This is a genomic window from Gemmatimonadota bacterium (assembly GCA_041390125.1).
GTDB lineage: Bacteria > Gemmatimonadota > Gemmatimonadetes > Longimicrobiales > Gaopeijiaceae > JAGQIF01.
Genome location: JAWKQN010000021.1, coordinates 39,409 through 56,496 on the forward strand (window position 1 = coordinate 39,409; position 17,088 = coordinate 56,496).

Consider the following 17,088-nt stretch of genomic DNA (forward strand, 5'->3'; position numbering starts at 1 on the left):
TCGGCTCAGCGGCCCCCGGCGCTTCCCGCCGGCTCGACCGGATCGAGCCAGTCGCGCATGTCCCCGTGGAAGGTGTATTCGGGCGTGCCCTCCAGGATGCGGCCCACGGCCTCCACGCCCTGCATCACCGAGTGATCCTGGTTCGACACCTCGTACTTCCACGCGCCGAACCGGCCGCGACTCAGGATCCCGTGCGCGCTCAGCTCCGCGTCGATCGGCGCGAGCACGTCGTCACGCCCCAGCCACGGCGTGGGATAGCCGTGTTCCATGCGTCGATGCCAGGTGCTCACGATGCGCTCGTCGTCCCGGATCAGGCGCGAGGCGCGGAAGCCATCGATCACGTCCTCGATCACACGCGCATGATCGACCGGCTTGGCCGACGATTCGCTCACCTCCGCCATCAGCGACCACTGCTCGCCCGGACGCGGCACGTTGTGCGGTGAGTAGTTGCTGAAGACCGTCACGCGATAGAAGGGGGACGTGCTCTCCGGGAAGTACATCCAGCACTTGGTGCGCAGCTCGTCGGGCACGGGGCCGTCGAAGCCCACGCCCACGATGTGGCTGGAGGAGTGCACGAAGCGCGGCGCCTGCGGCGCGAGGTGCTCGCCGCCCTTCAGGATGCCGAGGAGGAGGTCGAGCGGCATGGTGCTGATCAGGTGGTCGTAGGCCACCTGCTCCCCGTCCGCGAGCGTGAGCCGGCGCGCGTGCAGGTCCACCGAGACGACGCGGCGTCCCAGACGCATCCGTTCACGAGGAAGCTGCTCGGCCACGCTGCGCCAGATGGCGCCGGTGCCCCCGTGCAGCGGGAAGCGGAACGTGGAGTTGGGCCCCCAGCCCACGTCGTCGCCGCCACGTACCACGTTGCGAACGACGCGCTTCAGGTCCACCGGCGCGACGCGCTCGCCCATCCAGCCCACGTCCATGGTGGCGGGCGGGTACGCCCACACCTTGAAGTTGTAGGGGAACATGAAGACGTCGCAGAGGCCCTGTCCGAACTGGTTGAGCAGCCACTGGTCGAAGGATGCCGGCCGCTCGCGCGGAGCCGTCTGCAGGTCGATGAGCCCGTCCAGGCAGGCCAACAGGTCGTCCGTGGGGAGACGCCGGATGTTGTTCTGGAAGGGGTAGGGGATCCAGCGGTCCCGCATCCACACCCAGGCTTCGCGCACGTGCTCCACCCACGCATCGCCCAGCGCGCGATCCATGAGCGCGTCGAAGTAGCGATAGTGGGAGAAGAGCACGTGCCCGCCGATGTCCCACGTGAAGCCCTGATCGTCCACGTAGGACGACGCCAGGCCTCCCGCCTCGGGACAGGTGTCGAAGAGCGCCCAGTCGGTGTGCCCGAGCTCTTCCATGCGGGTGGCGGCACCCAGCCCGGTGGGGCCGGCTCCGATGATCGCCACGAACGGTCTGCTGCTCATCCGACGGCCTTCTCACGCTCGAGGGAGGGGGACGGCGCCGTGCCCGGACGGACCCGGGCCAGCCCCGCGCGGAAGGCGAGGAGCTGGCGGAAGGCGCGCGCGGAGAACTTGATCAACTTCCAGCGCTTGATGGACACCTCGCCCGTCTCACGCTCCTTGTGCACGACGTCGATCTCGTCCACGTCCAGGCCCAACCTGCGGATGTAGAGAGCCAGGAAGAGCGAGGGCGCCAGCGTATCCGCCGGAATCAGCGGCGCGGCCGACTCCCAGGTGGAGCGCCGGAACAGCTTGAACGGCACGTTGGCGTCGTAGATGGAGGCGCCGAAGAGGGTGCGCAGCGCCAGGCGGATCACCGCCGTGAGCCAGAGCCGCACCTGGGGGTCGTAGCGGCGGCGGCGGACGCCGAAGGCGGCGTCCGCACCACCCTGGGCCGCAATCCACAGCGCCTCGAAGTGCTCGAGCGGGATCTGGCGGTCGGAGTCGATCAGGAACACCCACTCGCCCCGGGCCTCACCCAACCCCGCGATCAGCGCGGAGCCGTGGCCGCCGTTCGGCTTGTGCAGCACACGGAGCCGCGGCTCCTGCGCGGCCATCTCGTCCAGGAGCGCGCCGGTGCGGTCCTTGGAGCCGTCGTTGACGACGAGCAGCTCGGCACCCGGGACCAGGGGCAGCACGTGCTGCTGCACGTCCTGCACGGCCTCGCGGATCGCCTCCTCCTCGTTGTAGGCGGGCATGATCACGGTCAGGGGGGTGCTCACCGGGATTCCTCCTTCACGGCGTGGACCTCCAGATAGCTTCCGGGCGCGCTCATCGAAACCAGGACGAGCCCGGGCGCGAGCGCGGCGCGCACGTCGGGGTCGGGGAAGCCGTCCATGGGGCCGAGCAGCCAGACCTCGTCCCCCTTCTCGAGCGGAAGCCGCTCTGGAAGCTCTCGCGTGGCCGGTCCGAACCACAGGACATGCACGCGGGTGCGACCGAGCGCGTAGACCAGCGGATCGGCGAGCGAACCGGAGGGATCGCCCTCGACCAGTCGGGCCCCCCGGGTCAGCAGGTGGTAGACGGCCGCGTGGCCGTTCCATTCGTGGAAGAGCAGCAGCGCCCGCTCGGGACCGCTCCCGGCGGCCACCCCATCCAGGCGCGCATTCAGCTGGGTGGCCAGCTCGTTGGCGGTGCCGAAGCGCGGCCCCCGCAGCGAGCGCCCGAAGAGGCCCCCGCGCAGGTAGGCCTGATAGACCAGCGCGCCCGTGTACATGGCGCTGTCGTGCGTGTTGAAGCTGGGTGCCTTCAGACGGGCGGAGAACGGACGGCCTTCGAAGTGGCCCAGCCCGAGACCCAGGTGCAGGAAGGCCAGCACGAGCAGGCCGGCCCAGACCGGGCGGCGCCAGCGCAGGGGCGCGAGGGCAGCCAGGCCGGTGATGCCGAGCGCGGCCAGCAGCGCGAGCGGGAAGGCCGCCTGCAGGAAGTAGCGCGTGGTGGTGGTGGTGGGGAAGTAGAACAGGAAGAGCGGCAGCACGCCCACGAGCAGGATAACCGCCAGCGCGGTCTGGCGCCCGAGCGCCTCCCGCACCCCCACCACTGCGAATGCCAGCACCAGCGGAGAGACGGCCCACACCAGGTGCTCGAAGAAGAGCGTGGGGTTGTCCTCCCCGAAGTGCGACGCCACCTGGGACAGCAGACCGGCGAGGGCCGGGTCCAGCGCGAAGAGGGTGGCGTACACCAGCGCGCCCATCAGGGCGGCGGCGCCCAGCGCCAGGACCCCGTGCTGCCACGGGGACGCGCCGCGGAGCACCAGCACGGCCACCAGCGGTGCCATCAGCACGGCGTCGGCGCGGACCAGCACGCCGGCGGAGTAGAGCGCGAGCGCGAGGATGAGCCCGCCGCGGCGGGGTGCGTTGGACAGCAGGCTCAGCGCGGCCACGACGAACGCCGTGGAGACCGTGGCCGCGTTGCCGTACTGGGCGGACACCCACAGCGCCGGCATGCAGAACAGCACGGCGGCGGCGAGCACGCGCGTGCGCGCCGGGAGCTCGCGGCGGAAGGCGCGCAGCGCGGCGGCGGGGATCACGGCGCCCGCGAGCGCCGAGACCGCGACCATCACGGTGGGGATGGCCTCGGGGCCGCCCGCCAGCGTGGCCAGCGCCTGCATGAGACGGTAGTAGCCGAGCTGTGGTCCGTAGCGGTAGAGCGGACCCCCGTCGCCGTTCATGAGGGCGGCCACGCCGGCCGCGATCGAGATCTCGTCCCCCTCGTAGAAGTACGAGAACCCGCCGGCCAGCAGACGGGCGAGCGCCAGCGCCGCGAAGACGATCCCCGTACCGGTGGGGGTCGTCAGGCGCGCGAAGACGTCGGACGGGGGTGTGGAGGCCGGCTCGGGCATCGAGGCTCGACTCGGGGGGCTCGGGCTGCGGGTCGACGGGGCCCACGTGCAAGAGCGAGGCCCCCTGCCGCCGGGGGACAGCGGACCCCTGAACGTGGCGTCAGTCTAGGCCGGGGGCGGGCTCGGGCGCCATCGGGGGCGCGGGGCGTCGGCCACAGGTGTCGCTCGGGTCCCTCATCCGGCGGGCGCCGCGCAGATGCGCTCGCACGGACGCGGGGTCGGCGTCCGGAAGCAGCCCGCCGGCCACCCAGGCCCACCCAGGGTTGACCCACGCCCCGCATCCGGTAGGTTTTCCTGCTTCACAGCACCACGCGCCGCTAGCTCAACTGGCTAGAGCAACTGACTCTTAATCAGTAGGTTCGGGGTTCGAGTCCCTGGCGGCGCACTGGGAGGGCGGGGCCACGCCGGTCGGCGGGGCCCCGCTCTGTTATTCGGCTCGCAACGCCTCCGTCGGGTCGATGCGTGCGGCCCGCCGCGCCGGCACCCATGCGGCGAGCAGGGTGACCGCGGCCAACGTCAGGGCCACGCCCGCGTAGACCACCGGATCGCGGGGATCGACGCCTGCGACCACGCCCACCAGGACGCGGGACGCGGCCACCGCGGCCAGCAGTCCCAGGACGGTGCCCCACACGGTGAGGCGCGCGCCCTGCCCCAGCACCAGACGCAGGACGCCGCTCCGGTCCGCGCCGAGCGCCATGCGCACCCCCATCTCGTGCGTCCGCTGCGTGACCTGATTGGCGACGACGCCGTAGATGCCCAGCACCGCGAGCAGCAGCGCCGCCGCGGCGAACACCGAAAGCAGCGTGAGGCTGAGGCGCTCCCGACCGAGCGACTGCTCGATGAGTCCCTGCAGCGTACCCGCGTCCGTGAGCGGCACCGTGGGATCGATCCCGTCCAGGATACGGCGCAGGTCGGGCACGAGTCGCGTGGGATCTCCGGCGCCGGCCACCACGTAGCGGAGCGACGCCGTGGCGTTGAGCGACAGCGGCAGGTAGACCTGGTAGCGGTCGTCCGCCTGTACGCTGTAGTGCCGGGCCTGGTCCACCACACCGACGATCGTCAGGGTGTCGTCCCCGATGAGCAGCGGGCTGCCCAGGGCGCTGCCGTTCGCAAAGAAGCGCCGGGCCAGCAGATCGTCGATCAGGGCCACGGGTGCGCCCTCCAGCTCGTCGGCCTCGTCGATCCTCCGCCCTTCGAGCAGGCGCATGCCCGCCGCGTCCATGAAGCCCGGCGTGACCACCATGTAGTCGATCAGCGGGTGATCCTCCTCGTCGACCCCCGTGTTTCCGGGCGCACCCGGGAACCGCATCCCGGTCTGGCCGGCCAGCGCCGTGAGCGGCAGGGCGTCGGTGGCGCCGACCCGCTCGACCCCCGGGAGCGCGGACACCGCGGCGCGGAAGCGGGTGTCGAACGCGACGACGTCTCCGTCTTCCGGATACCGGTTGGGGTCCAGCGTCACCGTGACGGTGAGGGCGTCCCGCCCGTCGAAGCCCGGATCCGCCGTCAGGAGCCGGACGAACGCGCGCGTGATCAGCCCGGAGCTGACGAGCAGCACCAGGCTGAGCGCCACCTGGATCACCACGAGTGCGGAGCGCGTCCGCGCGCCGGTGCGGCCGGCACCGCTGCGGGTGCCGCCTTCCCGCAGGCGCTGCGCAGCCGCGTCGCGCAGTGCGCGGAGCGCCGGGAGCAGTCCCGCGCCCAGGCTCATGACGAGCGTGACCAGGGCGGCCGTGGTCAGCACGGACGCGTCCACCGCGATCTCCATCCGCCGAGGCAATCCCGCCGGTGCGATGCTCCGGATGAGATCCGCACCGGCGAACGCGATCGCCACGCCCACGGCACCTCCAGCCAGACCCAGCAGCAGGCTCTCGGAGAGCAGGCTCTGGAGCACGCGGGCACGCCCCGCGCCCAGGGCCGAGAGGAGCGCCAGCTCCCGGTCGCGTCGGATGGCGCGCCCGAGGAGGAGCGCGGTGAGGTTGGCGCCCAGGATGAGCAACAGGAGCGTCGCGGCGCCCAGCAGGGACACGAGCGCCGGCCGCACGCCGCCCACCAGGTCCTCCTGCAAGCCGACGCCCCACATCTCCAGTCCGCGGTTGCGGAAGATCGCGTCCAGCTCCCGCCCCACGGCATCGATGGCGGACTCCACCTGGGCCGGCGAAGCGCCGTCACGCACCCGCGCCAGCCCGGCGAAGCTCCCCGCATGCGGGTCGAGCGAGGCCAGGTCGGCGCGCAGCGGGATCCACAGGTCGCCCTCGGGAGAGGGGCTGCCCAGGCTCGAATGCACCACGAAGTGCAGGCCCTTTGGAGCGACACCCACCACCGTGGTGGGCTCTCCGTTGAGGTAGATGTCCGTCCCCAGCACGGCGGGGTCGGCACCGAAGGCGGTGGTCCACAGCGCGTGCCCCAGCACGGCAACGGCGGGTGCCCCCGGTGTGTCCTCACCGGGCTGGAAGCCGCGCCCCAGCGCCGGCGCGACGCCAAGGAGGTCGAAGACGTCCGCCGACGCCACGGTCGCGCGCACGCGCTGCGGCGCGGCGCCGTCCCTTCCCGTCAGGTTGAGCTCGTCGCTGCGGAAGGCCGCGACACCTTCGAACGCGTCCGTCTGTTCGCGCAGCATCGCGATGTCGGGTCCACCCAACCACCCGCGATCGAGATCGAACCAGTAGTCGCGCCAGATCCACAGCAGGTCGTCCGGCTCCTCGTACGGCGGTGGCTCCAGCAGCACCGATTCCACCACGCCGTAGATCGCTGCGAACGCGCCGATCCCGACGCCGATGGTCAGCACCGAGACCGCGGTGAACACCGGTGCCCGCCGCAGGCGCCGCGCCGCGCGGGTCAGCTCCATCCTCCATCCTCCCATGATCCCCCCTCCCGTTCCCCGGACGTTGCCCCGCATTCCCGTCAGCGGCACGGCGACGACGAAGCGCACGACGTTCCTGGCGTACCAGAGCGTCGCCCGCAGCCGTCCCTGCCGGCGCTCCCGCACCGCGTACAGCTCGGCCATGTCCCCGGTGATGGCGTCGCGGTCCTCCTCCGGCACGACGCGCCGGAGCAGGCCTTCCATCCATCCCGGAGGGCCGCGTCCCGTCACACGCCCTCCTCCAGCAGCGCGTCCAGACCGTCCCAGAGCCGGACCAGTTGCCGCCGGCTCTCGCGCAGCAGCTCCACGCCCGCCGGCTCCACCCGGAAGTAGCGGCGCGGCCGCCCGGCAGGCTCCTGCTTCGGCGGACGCATCGCCGAGGTGGTGACGCCGTTCTCCTCCAGGCGACGGAGCGCGATGTAGACCGCGGCGGGCGCCACCTCGCGGCCGGTGCGCTCCTCCAGCTCGAGCACGATCGAGGCGCTGTACGCGTCGTCCCCCAGGCGGAGGACCGCGAGGAGCACCTGCTGCTCGAATTCGCCCAACGTCTCCTTGCCCACTGCGTCCCCTTCGCGTTCAGCCGTACCCTCTGGCTCGGCACTAGCATTGTTAATCCATGCTGCCTGGAAGGTGATCGGGATTAGCATTGTTAGTCAAGAGTGGCGCGCGAGGGGCCCGCCGGATCGGGGACGCAGGGCACCCGGAGGGCTCGACGCCGGTAGAGTCCCCGCGGAGGGCTCCGGACGACGCCCGCCGCCGTCGGCGCAGCGCGGGGACACACCACACGGGAGGGGCGGGGGATGCGGAGAGGTCATCGGGGCATGGAGCGCGCACGAGCGTCGACGACCTCGGCGCTGGTCGTCGCGGCCGTGCTGGCCGCGTCGCCCCTGGAGGCGCAGACCCGCCGCATGGCGCTCACCTTCGACGACCTGCCGGCCCAGGCCGCGCGCCAGGAGACCGCCGTCTTCGACTCCATCACGGACGGGATCCTCGCCCATCTGTCCGCCCGGAACGCGCCGGCCGTCGGGTTCGTGAACGAGGGCAAGCTCGACCGCAACGGTGGGCCCGACCCCGCGCGCGTGGCCGTGCTGCGCCGCTGGTTGCAGGCCGGCCACGAGCTGGGCAACCACACCCGCACCCACCCGGACCTGCACACCACCCCGGTGGAGGTCTGGCTGGCGGACCTCGAGGCCGGGGAGCCGGTGACGCGCGCCCTGGCCGCCGAGGCGGGAATGCCGTTCCGGTACTTCCGTCATCCCATGCTGCACACGGGGCGGACGCCCGAGATCAAGGCGCGGGTGGCCGAGCGTCTCGACGCGCTCGGCTACGAGGTGGCGCCGGTCACCATCGACAACCAGGAGTGGATCTTCGCGCGCGCCTGGGACAACGCCATGGAAGACCGTGAGCCCGCGCTGGCCGGTCGCATCGCGGACGCCTACGTGTCCTACATGGACAGCATCGTGGGCTACTACGAGCAGCAGTCGCGGGCCATCGTGGGCTACGAGCTTCCCCAGGTGCTGCTGCTGCACGCGAACCGCCTCAACGCGCACGTGCTCGACCGGTTGCTGACCGCGCTCGTCGCGCGCGGGTACACCTTCGTGGAGCTGGAGGAGGCGCTCGCCGATCCCGCGTATGCACGCGGGGACGGGTACCTGGGGCCGGCCGGCATCACCTGGCTGCACCGCTGGGCATTGGCCGACGGCCAACGCGGCGCGTTCTTCGCGGGGGAGCCCGAGGTCCCGGCGTTCGTGCAGGAGGCGTTCGAGCGGTGAACGGGCAGCCGCGCCGCGCGGTCCCGCCCGCGCCGCCCCCGCTCAGCGCGCCAGATCCAGCAGCCGGCTGTACTTGATCACGAGCTGGCGCTGCTTGGGGCCGGCCACGATGCCGGTGCGCTCCAACGAACCGCGATGGTTGGTGTCGTTCCAGACGATGAACAGCCCCGTGCCGGCCGCGTCCAACCACCCCAGACGGATGTTGGAGCCGAGGTCGCGGGTGTCGTCGTTGTACTGCACGTTGGCCTGCAGGTAGAGCCGCGGCGTGAAGGCGTACGCGGCGTTCACGCGTACCACGGACGTCGTGAAGCTGCCCTGGTCCAGACGCACGTCGAAGTAGTTCACGCGCACGCTCGTGGTGAGCTTGTCGCTGTAGCGGTAGTCCAGCGTGGCGTTGGGCCCGAAGCGCGTGCCGTTGTAGAACCCGCCGAGCGACCAACCCCCGGAGAGCGAGAGCGGCGCGCCGCGGTTGGTGTTGGCCCGGAACTCCCAGTCCACGTTGTCGTAGCTGCCGGGCGGGATCACGATGCCGTCGCGGATCTCGAACGGTTCCTCCAGTCCCTCCCCCGTGAGGTTCAGGCCGGGAAGCTGGAAGAAGGCGCCGTTCTCGAAGGCGAAGTGGTTGTCGATGTGCACCAGGTAGGTCTCGAGGAAGCCGTCCAGGGACCAGAAGGCGTTCGCGGAGACATGGGGCCGGAACTCCCGGAACCACGGCACGCTGGCCACCCGGATGTGACGGAGCGCACGGGCGTTGGCGTGACGGTAGTCGCGTCGGTTGACGAAGCCCACCTCGGGATTGAAGGCGTCGCCGATCTGCCGGTAGCCGAGTGAGAGCTGCCAATCCCGCGTGATGTACTCGGCGCTGCCTTCGAAGCCGTATTCACCACCGTGGAAGCCCGAGCCGGGGGCGGCCTCCCCTGCGGGCACCGGGGTGGTGGTCAGGCTGGCCCACCCGTCGAACGTCAACGCGTCCCCCACGCCCAGGCGGCCGTCCACGCCCCACGTCAGGTTGTAGTCGTCCGTGTCGGTCGTGTTCAGGCGCGACACCGCGATCGCGCCCAGTTGTGTGCGGTTGCCGAACTCCCGGAAGCCGCGCAGCACGCCGAAGTTGTTGGCGGGTGCGATGGGCTCGCGCAGCGCGGTGACCTCGTCGAACCCGAAGACCTCGTCCGTCTGGATGTTCAGGACGCCGAGCTGGAAGCGGCCGGCCTTCCCGGTCAGCCGGGCACCCGCCAGGATGGGCACCTCCTGGCCGCCGGACAGACCGATGCGCCGGCTGAAGAACAGCTCTGCCGACTGACTGGCGCCCACCGCGAAGGTGCCCGCGTTCTCGAGGAAGAACGCGCGCTTCTCCGGGAAGAAGAGGCTGAAGCGCGTGAGGTTGACCTGCTGATCGTCCACCTCCACCTGCGCGAAGTCCGTGTTGGCGGTGAGGTCGAGCGTCAGGCTCTGGGTGATCCCGATCTTGGCGTCCCCGCCCACCTGGGTTCCGTAGTCCACGGCAGGTGCGCTGACCTGGTAGTCCTTGAAGCCTTCGGCGAGGAGGTAGGGCATCAGCGACACGGTGCGCCGCGCGGGCGCCTCCAGGCCCAGCGTGCCGGCGAGCGACACCCGGTAGACGTCGAACTGCCGCGGGATCGGCGCCCACACCGACTGCTCGCTGTTGCGGCGGATCTTGCGCTCGAAGTTCAGCCCCCACTCCTGGGCACCGCTGCCGCCGTAGCGGACGGTGGAGAAGGGGATGCGCATCTCGGCATACCAACCCTGGGCGTCGCGGCTCGTGGCCACCTCCCACGACCCGTCCCAGTTCAGGTTGAAGCCTCCGGCGGAGCCCGCCTGCTGGCGTCCGCTGCCCGGCCCACCCGCCACGCCTTCACCCGCCACCTGCCCGTCGTATTCGATGCCCGCGGGCGTGGTGCCGAACACGAAGGCGTTCTGGCGATCGCGGTAGGTGTCGAGCACCACCACGAACGCGTCCGAGTCGTTGAGGGAGGCGTCGCGCAGGGTCTGCCCCACCACGATGCCCCCGGGCGTGTCGTCGAAGAGCCAGGCCCCGACGTACAGCGCCTGCGCGTCGTAGCCGATGCGGACCTCCGTCCGCTGCGAGACCGGCCGGCCTTCCACGGGCTCGCGCTGGAGGAAGCCGGACAGCGCGGGCAGGCCGGACCAGGCCTCGTCCGAGAGACGACCATCGATCACCGGAGCCACGGCCAGCGGAGCCGCCTGCGCCGTCCGCGGCTGTTGCGCACGGAGGACGCCAGGAACGAACAGCACGAAGAGCAGGGCCAGTCGGAGCGTCCTCATCCATCCTCGGGCGAAGCGGCCGCGGCCGGGCCCCGGCACCCCCGGGAGCCCGACACGTGGACCGGCGGCGGCCAATCTCCCGGGGCCGGGCGTGGGGCGCAATGCAGCCCACGCTCCGCGGGTCCACCCGCCTGGATGCACGAAGGCCGGTGCGGGAGGGATCGGCTTCCCCCCGCACCGGCCGGTGCGCGGCTACCCCAACGCCGCGGCTACTGCAGCTTCATGAGCAGCAGCTGTCCGTCCTCCACGCACTCCGGGCACGCCGGCACGGCCTGGCCGTGTGCCTGCACGTCGAAGATCCAGGCGCCGGCGCCGAACCACGGGGACGCGTCCACGAGCCCACTGGTCTCCCAGCAGTCGCTGGCGCCCGGCGAGCAGTCGCCGCCGCTGACCTGCGCGATCTTCGTCCCGATCGGGTCCACCAGCTCGCCCTGCGTGTTCCACGTCGAGCTGCCAGATGGCCGGCGGACGCGCGCCGCGGTCGCCTCCCACGGGCCGTTGGCCGGGTCCTCCTGCAGCATGACCTCACCTGCCGTCGGATTCATGTCGCCGTTGTCCGGCGAGGCCCAGCCGGTGGCGGGCCGTCCGAGCGGCCGATCAGCGTCAGCGTGGCGCCGCCACCGACCGGATCCTTCCAGTTCGTGGAAGTCGATCCGGTAGATCGATCCCCACGGATCGATGGGCGTGCCGTCGTCGGGATCCGTGATGCTCTGACGGCCGGTGTCGAAGAAGTACGCGCACGCCCTTCTGGCCGGGGCGCTTGTCGTAGAAGCCATCCTCGAGCCGGATGAACGGGAAGGCCAGGACGGAGGGCAGTCGTTGAACGCCTCCATCGCCTGGTAGTCCAGGTGGATGCGCTCCGGGACCTTCACCCAGTGACCGGTGATGCCCTGGCCGACGGTCAGGTCGTTGGGCAACAGGCGGGTCCTCGGCCGCGAACACGTACAGGTCACCCAGGCCGCGCAGCACGCGATAGTGGTTGCTCGACGTACATGTAGAGCTCGGACTCGGCGCCGGCGCGGCCCACGCCGCTGCCCCCGTTGTCGTCGAAGTTCAGCACCACGGTGTGCCCCGGAAGCCTGCGCACGGAGATCTGGTTCTCGTGCGCGTACAGGCCCAGCCAGGGCAGCTCGGTGACGTTCCCCTTCCGATCGATGGCGAGCTGCAGGCCGTCGTCCTGCTCCTCACCGGTGAAGAAGTAGCCGCCGCCGAAGCCGTCCCGGTTGTCCACCCACTCCGCCGAGCAGAGGCGGCTGTAGCCTTCGCTTCCGTCCAACGTGTACTCGTGATCGGTGATGTCGGCGTTCTTGACGTCGACGGTGAAGCGCGAGACGCGTGCGGCGCCCGAGATCTCGTGGTTCAGGTAGAGGTTGAAGCGGTCCCTGCCCCAGACGCCGATGCCGTCGGGGATGCCGACGAGCTGCTGGCCGCCGGGCAGGATGTCGCCCGCCGTGGCGAGCGGCTTCAGCGTGCCCGGCACCAGGAGCTCGGCCTGGGCCGGCTCGGTGGTGACGAAGCCCGGGAGACGGACGCCGGCCGTCCATGAGGCGGGGACGACCTCGGCGAGACGGCGGGGCGGGTGTGTCGCATGCGCCGACGGCCAGCAAGGCCGAGGCGGCGAGCACGGGAAGGACGGTGTTGCGCTGCAAGGTGCACCTCCAAAAACAGCGGGGATCGGACTTCCGATGACCGCGCCAAGAATGCCCCTGCGACTGTCGCGAACCGTGCGACGATGTGATGGGTTCATGTATGGAGTCGGCAACGAGTGTGTAACCGGGCTCCGGCTACGCAACGAGGCGCCGGCCCGGCGGACCGGACCGGCGCCTCGAAGGACGCGTGCAGGCGGAGCGTGCCGTCAGCCTTCGGCCACCCAGTGCAGCGCGAACCAGGCGCCCTGCGGATCGGTGCAGGCCGCCACCTTGCCGCCCGGCACCTCCATCGGGCCGTGCATGAGCTGACCGCCGTTCTGCTTGACGCGGTCCACGGCCGCCTCGACGTCGTCCACGCGGATGTAGTGCATCCAGGCGCTGACGGGCACCTCCGGCGGCTTGTTCATCATCCCTCCCATCGGATGCTCCTGTCCGGTGTGGAAGGTCTGGTAGATGCCCATGGGGCCCATGTCCATGGCCTCGCCCTTGGTCCAGCCGAACAGGTCGGAGTAGAAGCTCCACGCCTTGTCCAGGTCGCCGGCCATCAGCTCGTTCCAGGAGATGTCCCCGACGCGCGGCATGCCGTCATACGCGGTTCCCTCGCCCTGGGGTGCGAACGCGGCGAACACCGCGCCGAACGGATCCGCGAGCGTGGCGAAGCGGCCCACCTCCGGGAGATCCATCGGCGGATGCAGCAGCGTGCCGCCCAATTGCTGCGCGCGGGCCACCGTCGCGTCCACGTCGGGCGTATGGATGTAGGCCAGCCAGTGCGGGGGCGCGCCCGCTTGCGCGGCCGCCTCCGGCAGCTGCATCACGCCGCCGATGGGCCCGTTCTGCGTGGTCCACATGTCGTACGGCATGTCCGGGATGCCGCCCTTCCACTTTTCGGTGCCCCAGCCTGCGACCTTCGTGTAGAAGGCCTTGGCTCCCGCCGGATCCGTGGTCATCAGGTCGTACCACAGATAGCTGCCGCGCGGCGTGTCACTCATCGATCCCCTCCCCGTCCTCCTGTGTGGTGGTGCGCCGGACCCTCCGACCCGGCGCGGGTGCCTCTCAGCTCTGTCCCGGCGCCTTGATCGCGCCCGCGTGTCCCGCCGTGCGCCGGGCCATGCCCAACTGGCCGGCGTGATAGCCCTGATGGAACGCCAGCAGCGCGAGCAGCTCGCCGCGCGTGGTCTCCCCTCCGAACGGATGCGGAACGGGCTGCGCCAGGTCCTCCGCGCTCAGCCGCTCCAGCCCGGCCAGGCAACGATCCTGCGAGGCCAGGAACCGCGTGCGCATGGTGTCCCAGTCGATGGCCGTCTCGGCGTCCGTGATGGGTTCGAAGCCCGCATTCGCCAACTGCTCCGAGTCCCATACGGGGGCCTCTCCGACGAGTTGCATGACCGCGTTGTGGACGTTGGTGAGGTGCCCGAGGATCCAGTTGGCGCAGTTGCCGCCGGCGGACTCCAGCGAGTCCTCCTGGGACATCCCTTCGATGTTGGCGCCGATGGTGCGATACACGAATGCGAACTGGCTCTTCAGCAGGTCCTGGGCGCGGGGCGCTGCGGTCTCGGTGCTCATGCGGTCTCCGGATGGTCTGGGTCGGGGCGGGTGAGGTCGGCGATCGCCGCCATCACCTTCTGGAAGCCTTCGAGATCCCGGGCGTCGATGCGTTGCTGCACGCCGTCCTCCAGCCGCTCCAGCATGTCCCGCAGCTCGGTGGCCACCTGCCCGCCTTCGTCCGTGACCCGCACCAGCGTGGAGCGCCGATCATCCGGGTTGGGCTCGCGCGCGAGCAGGCCCTTCTCCTCGAGACGGTCCAGCATCCCCGTCAACGTGGACGGCTTGTGGCCGAAGACCCTGGTGAGCTGCGAGACGGGGCAGGGCCCGTACAGCGTCGTGTAGGAGAGCAGGTGCCCCTCGCTCGGCTCGACGCCGCGCGCGCGGGAATCCGCCTCCATGAACTCGCCGATCTGCCGGGTGGCCTTGTGCAGCGGGGACACGAACTGGAGTGGCTTGGGTGTGGGCACGAGGTCGAATCGCTCCGGGGCGGTTCCGGTCCGTCGGATACACAAACGTTACGAAACCGTACTGCACGTATTCGAATAATACGGTTTCGCACTAAATGCCGCAACAGGGTCGCGGTGGACCCGCACGGTGGGGCGATTGCCGACCCGGCGACAGGGGCGGCCGACCGGTCAGCCCCGACCGCACCAGGCCCTCCCGGTCATTGGGCCCCGGGTCAGGCCGGCCGGCCCGCCACGCGGTAGAGGAGGGCCCCGGCCGCGACGATGGCCACCCCCAGCCCCGCCTCCTGGGGCCGCTCGACCAGCAGGAAGCCCAGCGTCCAGACCGTGAGCGCCAGGTAGACCAGCGGCGTGAGCGGATAGCCCCAGGTGCGGTAGGGGCGGGGGAGGTCGGGCTCACGCCGGCGCAGCACGAACACCCCGAGCACGGTGACGAACGAGTTGAGGCCCAGCGTGAAGCCCGCGAAGACCAGGATGGATTCGAACGACCCCGTGACGATGAACAACAGGCTCACCACGCCCTGCGTGACGATCGCGGCCCACGGGACCCCGTCCCGGTTGGTGCGCGCGAGGAAGCGGAAGAGGCGGTAGTCCTCGCCGATGACCTGCAGCACGCGCGGGCCTGCGAGGATCATGGCGCTCACGGTGGAGATGAGCAGCAGCGCCAGCACCAGACCCATGGCCTCCCCGCCGCGCGGCCCGAAGACGTGGGCCGCGGCCACGTAGCCCACCTCCAGCTTGCCCACGAGCTCGCTCTGGGGCGCCGCGAACAGGAAGGCGTGGTTGAGCGCCACGTAGAGCACGAGCACGGTGCCCGTGCCGAGCCCCAGGATCCAGGGCAGCGTGCGCTGCGGACGCTCCAGCTCGGACGTGAGATAGGTGGCCGCGTTCCAGCCCGTGTAGGCGTACGACACGTAGATGAGCGAGACCGCGAAGGCCGCGCTGCCGATCTCCGCGAACGCCTGCGCGTCCGGGACCAGGTCGAGCGTCTGCGGTGCCGGTGTGAGCGTCCAGGTGGCCACGCAGAACGCGGCGATCAGCCCCACCTTGAGTGTGGTGAACGTGCGCTGGATGAGGCTCGAGTTGCGATGCGTGGTGGCGTGCGCGGCCGTGAAGACCAGCACCAGCCCGCTGGCCAGCAGCGTGGCGTTCAGCCCGGGGAAGACGGAGGCCAGGTACGTCCCGAACGTGATGGCCGCGAGCGCGGTGGGTGCCGCGAAGCCGATGCTGGCGGACACCCAGCCCGAGATGAAGCCCGCGGCCGGGTGGTAGATGCGCCCGAGGAAGGTGTACTCGCCGCCGGAGCGGGGGAGCGCGGCGCCCAGCTCCGCGTAGGTGAGCGCTCCGCAGAAGGCGGCGATCCCGCCCACCACCCAGAGCAGCAGCAGCGCGAACGGCGAGCGGATGTCCACGAGCTGGAAGCCCAGGCTGGTGAACACCCCCGTGCCGATCATGTTGGCCACCACCACCGCGAGCGCCGTGTAGGGCCCGAAGCGGGAGGCGTGGGTGCCCGGGCGCGGCGTCCGGCGCGGGCTCGAGGTGGTGGGTGGTCATCGGGGGCCAGTGCGGTGCGTGGGGCGCCCAGCGGCGGACGGAGCCGCTCCAGGAGTCGGCACGCTATCCCGCCAGCGCCCTGTGGCCAGCCTGCCCGAGGTCAGGCCATCCCCGCGCCCCCGCGGTGCCGCGCCTTGCTGCGGCACCCCTCCCGGTGGAACGTACCCGGATGCGCCGCCCACCTGTCCTCCGCCCGCTGGAGCCGCGGACGGCTCCGCCTTCGAGAGCGCCTTCGCGCTGATCGGCTGGTCCAAGCCGCGCGCGCTGTTCGATCGCTACCTGGCCGAGCAGGCCGTGGGGCTGCGCTGGACCTGTGTGGCCGAGGTGAACGACGCACCCACGGGCTACCTCACCGTGGCGTGGCGCTCCGCGGATCCCGAGCTGGCCGCGCGTGCCATCCCCGAGATCGTGGACCTGAACGTGCTGCCGCAGCATCGCCGGAAGGGCCTGGGCTCGTCCCTGCTGGACGCCGCGGAAGCGGAGGTGGCCGAGCGCGGCGCATGGATCGGCCTGCGGGTGGGGCTGCACCGCGGCTATGGTGCGGCGCAGCGCCTCTACGTGCGCCGGGGCTACGTGCCCGACGGCCAGGGCGCGCTGTACGACGGCCTGCCCGTCCCCGAAGGCGGGACCACCGTCCTGGACGACGACGCCGCGCTGCGCATGGTCAAGCACCTCGCGCCGGGCACCGCGTCCGGCTACGTGCGGGCCCTGCGCGCGGCCTGGGGCAGCCGCTTGTTGCTCCTGCCGGCGGTGGCGGTGGTGCTGCACGACCCCGAGGGTCGTCTCCTGCTGGTCCAGGACCGCGCGTCGGGTACGTGGAGCCTTCCGGCCGGCGGCATCGAGCCCGGGGAGGACGCGGAGTCCGCAGCGCGCCGGGAGCTCCGGGAGGAGACGCAGCTCGAGGCGGAGCATCTCGAGCTGGTGGGCGCGCTGGGCGGCCCAGGCTTCCGACACACGTACCCGAACGGGGACCGGGTCGAGTACGCGTTGTTCGTGTACCGCGCCCGGGTGTCGAGCGTCGTGGCGCATCCCGACGAGGTGGAGATCGAGCGATGCGCCTGGTTCGGGCGGGAGCAGTCCCCGCCGCTCCGCTTTCCGTACCCGGAGGAGCTGCTCTGGGCGTAGCGCCGGAACGTGCCAGGGAG

Annotated in this window: 13 protein-coding genes, 1 tRNA gene and 1 pseudogene; 3 read left to right on the forward strand and 12 right to left on the reverse strand. The window is 71.2% G+C overall.

Going from position 1 to position 17,088, the window contains the following annotated elements; genetic code table 11:
* Window positions 1-5: 5 nt before the first annotated feature.
* From R3E98_19190 to R3E98_19200, 3 genes are read right to left on the reverse strand one after another with little or no spacing between them, the layout of a single operon-like run.
* Complete coding sequence (locus R3E98_19190) at window positions 6-1,418, reverse strand: FAD-dependent oxidoreductase (protein ID MEZ4425532.1); 1,413 nt, start codon at window positions 1,416-1,418, stop codon at window positions 6-8.
* On the reverse strand, window positions 1,415-2,176 hold the full coding sequence (locus R3E98_19195) for a glycosyltransferase family 2 protein (GenBank protein ID MEZ4425533.1): 762 nt from the start codon (window positions 2,174-2,176) through the stop codon (window positions 1,415-1,417). Before R3E98_19195 ends, R3E98_19190 begins: the two co-directional genes overlap by 4 nt.
* A complete protein-coding gene (locus R3E98_19200; protein ID MEZ4425534.1) occupies window positions 2,173-3,795 on the reverse strand; it encodes a hypothetical protein in 1,623 nt (540 codons plus the stop codon). Before R3E98_19200 ends, R3E98_19195 begins: the two co-directional genes overlap by 4 nt.
* Before the next feature lie 311 nt (window positions 3,796-4,106).
* On the opposite strand from R3E98_19200, the gene R3E98_19205 reads away from it, so the two are divergent.
* Window positions 4,107-4,180, forward strand: a tRNA-Lys gene (locus tag R3E98_19205).
* A 42-nt stretch (window positions 4,181-4,222) separates the two neighbouring features.
* On the opposite strand, the gene R3E98_19210 is transcribed toward R3E98_19205, so the two are convergent.
* The gene (locus tag R3E98_19210; protein ID MEZ4425535.1) at window positions 4,223-6,886 is read right to left on the reverse strand and encodes an ABC transporter permease; all 2,664 of its coding nucleotides are present in this window, start codon (window positions 6,884-6,886) and stop codon (window positions 4,223-4,225) included.
* Window positions 6,883-7,200, reverse strand: a complete 318-nt coding sequence (locus tag R3E98_19215) for a helix-turn-helix transcriptional regulator (protein ID MEZ4425536.1) — start codon at window positions 7,198-7,200, stop codon at window positions 6,883-6,885. Before R3E98_19215 ends, R3E98_19210 begins: the two co-directional genes overlap by 4 nt.
* A 276-nt stretch (window positions 7,201-7,476) precedes the next feature.
* Here R3E98_19215 and R3E98_19220 point away from each other — a divergent pair, with 276 nt between their 5' ends.
* Window positions 7,477-8,427, forward strand: coding sequence for a polysaccharide deacetylase family protein (locus R3E98_19220; protein MEZ4425537.1), 951 nt, complete (start codon window positions 7,477-7,479; stop codon window positions 8,425-8,427).
* Between the two features lie 42 nt (window positions 8,428-8,469).
* Here the strand turns inward: R3E98_19220 and R3E98_19225 are convergent, their stop codons facing one another.
* From R3E98_19225 to R3E98_19255, 7 genes and pseudogenes are all read right to left on the reverse strand, one after another.
* Window positions 8,470-10,731, reverse strand: a complete 2,262-nt coding sequence (locus R3E98_19225; protein MEZ4425538.1) for a DUF5916 domain-containing protein — start codon at window positions 10,729-10,731, stop codon at window positions 8,470-8,472.
* A gap of 209 nt (window positions 10,732-10,940) precedes the next feature.
* Window positions 10,941-11,648, reverse strand: coding sequence for a hypothetical protein (locus R3E98_19230; protein MEZ4425539.1), 708 nt, complete (start codon window positions 11,646-11,648; stop codon window positions 10,941-10,943).
* A gap of 32 nt (window positions 11,649-11,680) precedes the next feature.
* On the reverse strand, window positions 11,681-12,211 hold the full coding sequence (locus tag R3E98_19235) for a hypothetical protein (GenBank protein ID MEZ4425540.1): 531 nt from the start codon (window positions 12,209-12,211) through the stop codon (window positions 11,681-11,683).
* A 375-nt stretch (window positions 12,212-12,586) separates the two neighbouring features.
* Window positions 12,587-13,369, reverse strand: a complete 783-nt coding sequence (locus R3E98_19240; protein ID MEZ4425541.1) for a VOC family protein — start codon at window positions 13,367-13,369, stop codon at window positions 12,587-12,589.
* A 64-nt stretch (window positions 13,370-13,433) separates the two neighbouring features.
* Window positions 13,434-13,943 (reverse strand): DinB family protein, encoded by a 510-nt coding sequence (locus R3E98_19245; GenBank protein ID MEZ4425542.1) that lies wholly within the window; start codon window positions 13,941-13,943, stop codon window positions 13,434-13,436.
* Window positions 13,940-14,392 carry a MarR family transcriptional regulator gene (locus R3E98_19250; protein ID MEZ4425543.1) on the reverse strand — a complete coding sequence of 151 codons (453 nt, stop codon included), beginning with the start codon at window positions 14,390-14,392 and terminating at the stop codon, window positions 13,940-13,942. Before R3E98_19250 ends, R3E98_19245 begins: the two co-directional genes overlap by 4 nt.
* Window positions 14,393-14,604: 212 nt before the next feature.
* Window positions 14,605-15,870 (reverse strand): annotated as a pseudogene (locus R3E98_19255) (amino acid permease).
* Between the two features lie 154 nt (window positions 15,871-16,024).
* Here R3E98_19255 and R3E98_19260 point away from each other — a divergent pair.
* On the forward strand, window positions 16,025-17,068 hold the full coding sequence (locus R3E98_19260) for a GNAT family N-acetyltransferase (protein ID MEZ4425544.1): 1,044 nt from the start codon (window positions 16,025-16,027) through the stop codon (window positions 17,066-17,068).
* Window positions 17,069-17,088 lie beyond the last annotated feature (20 nt).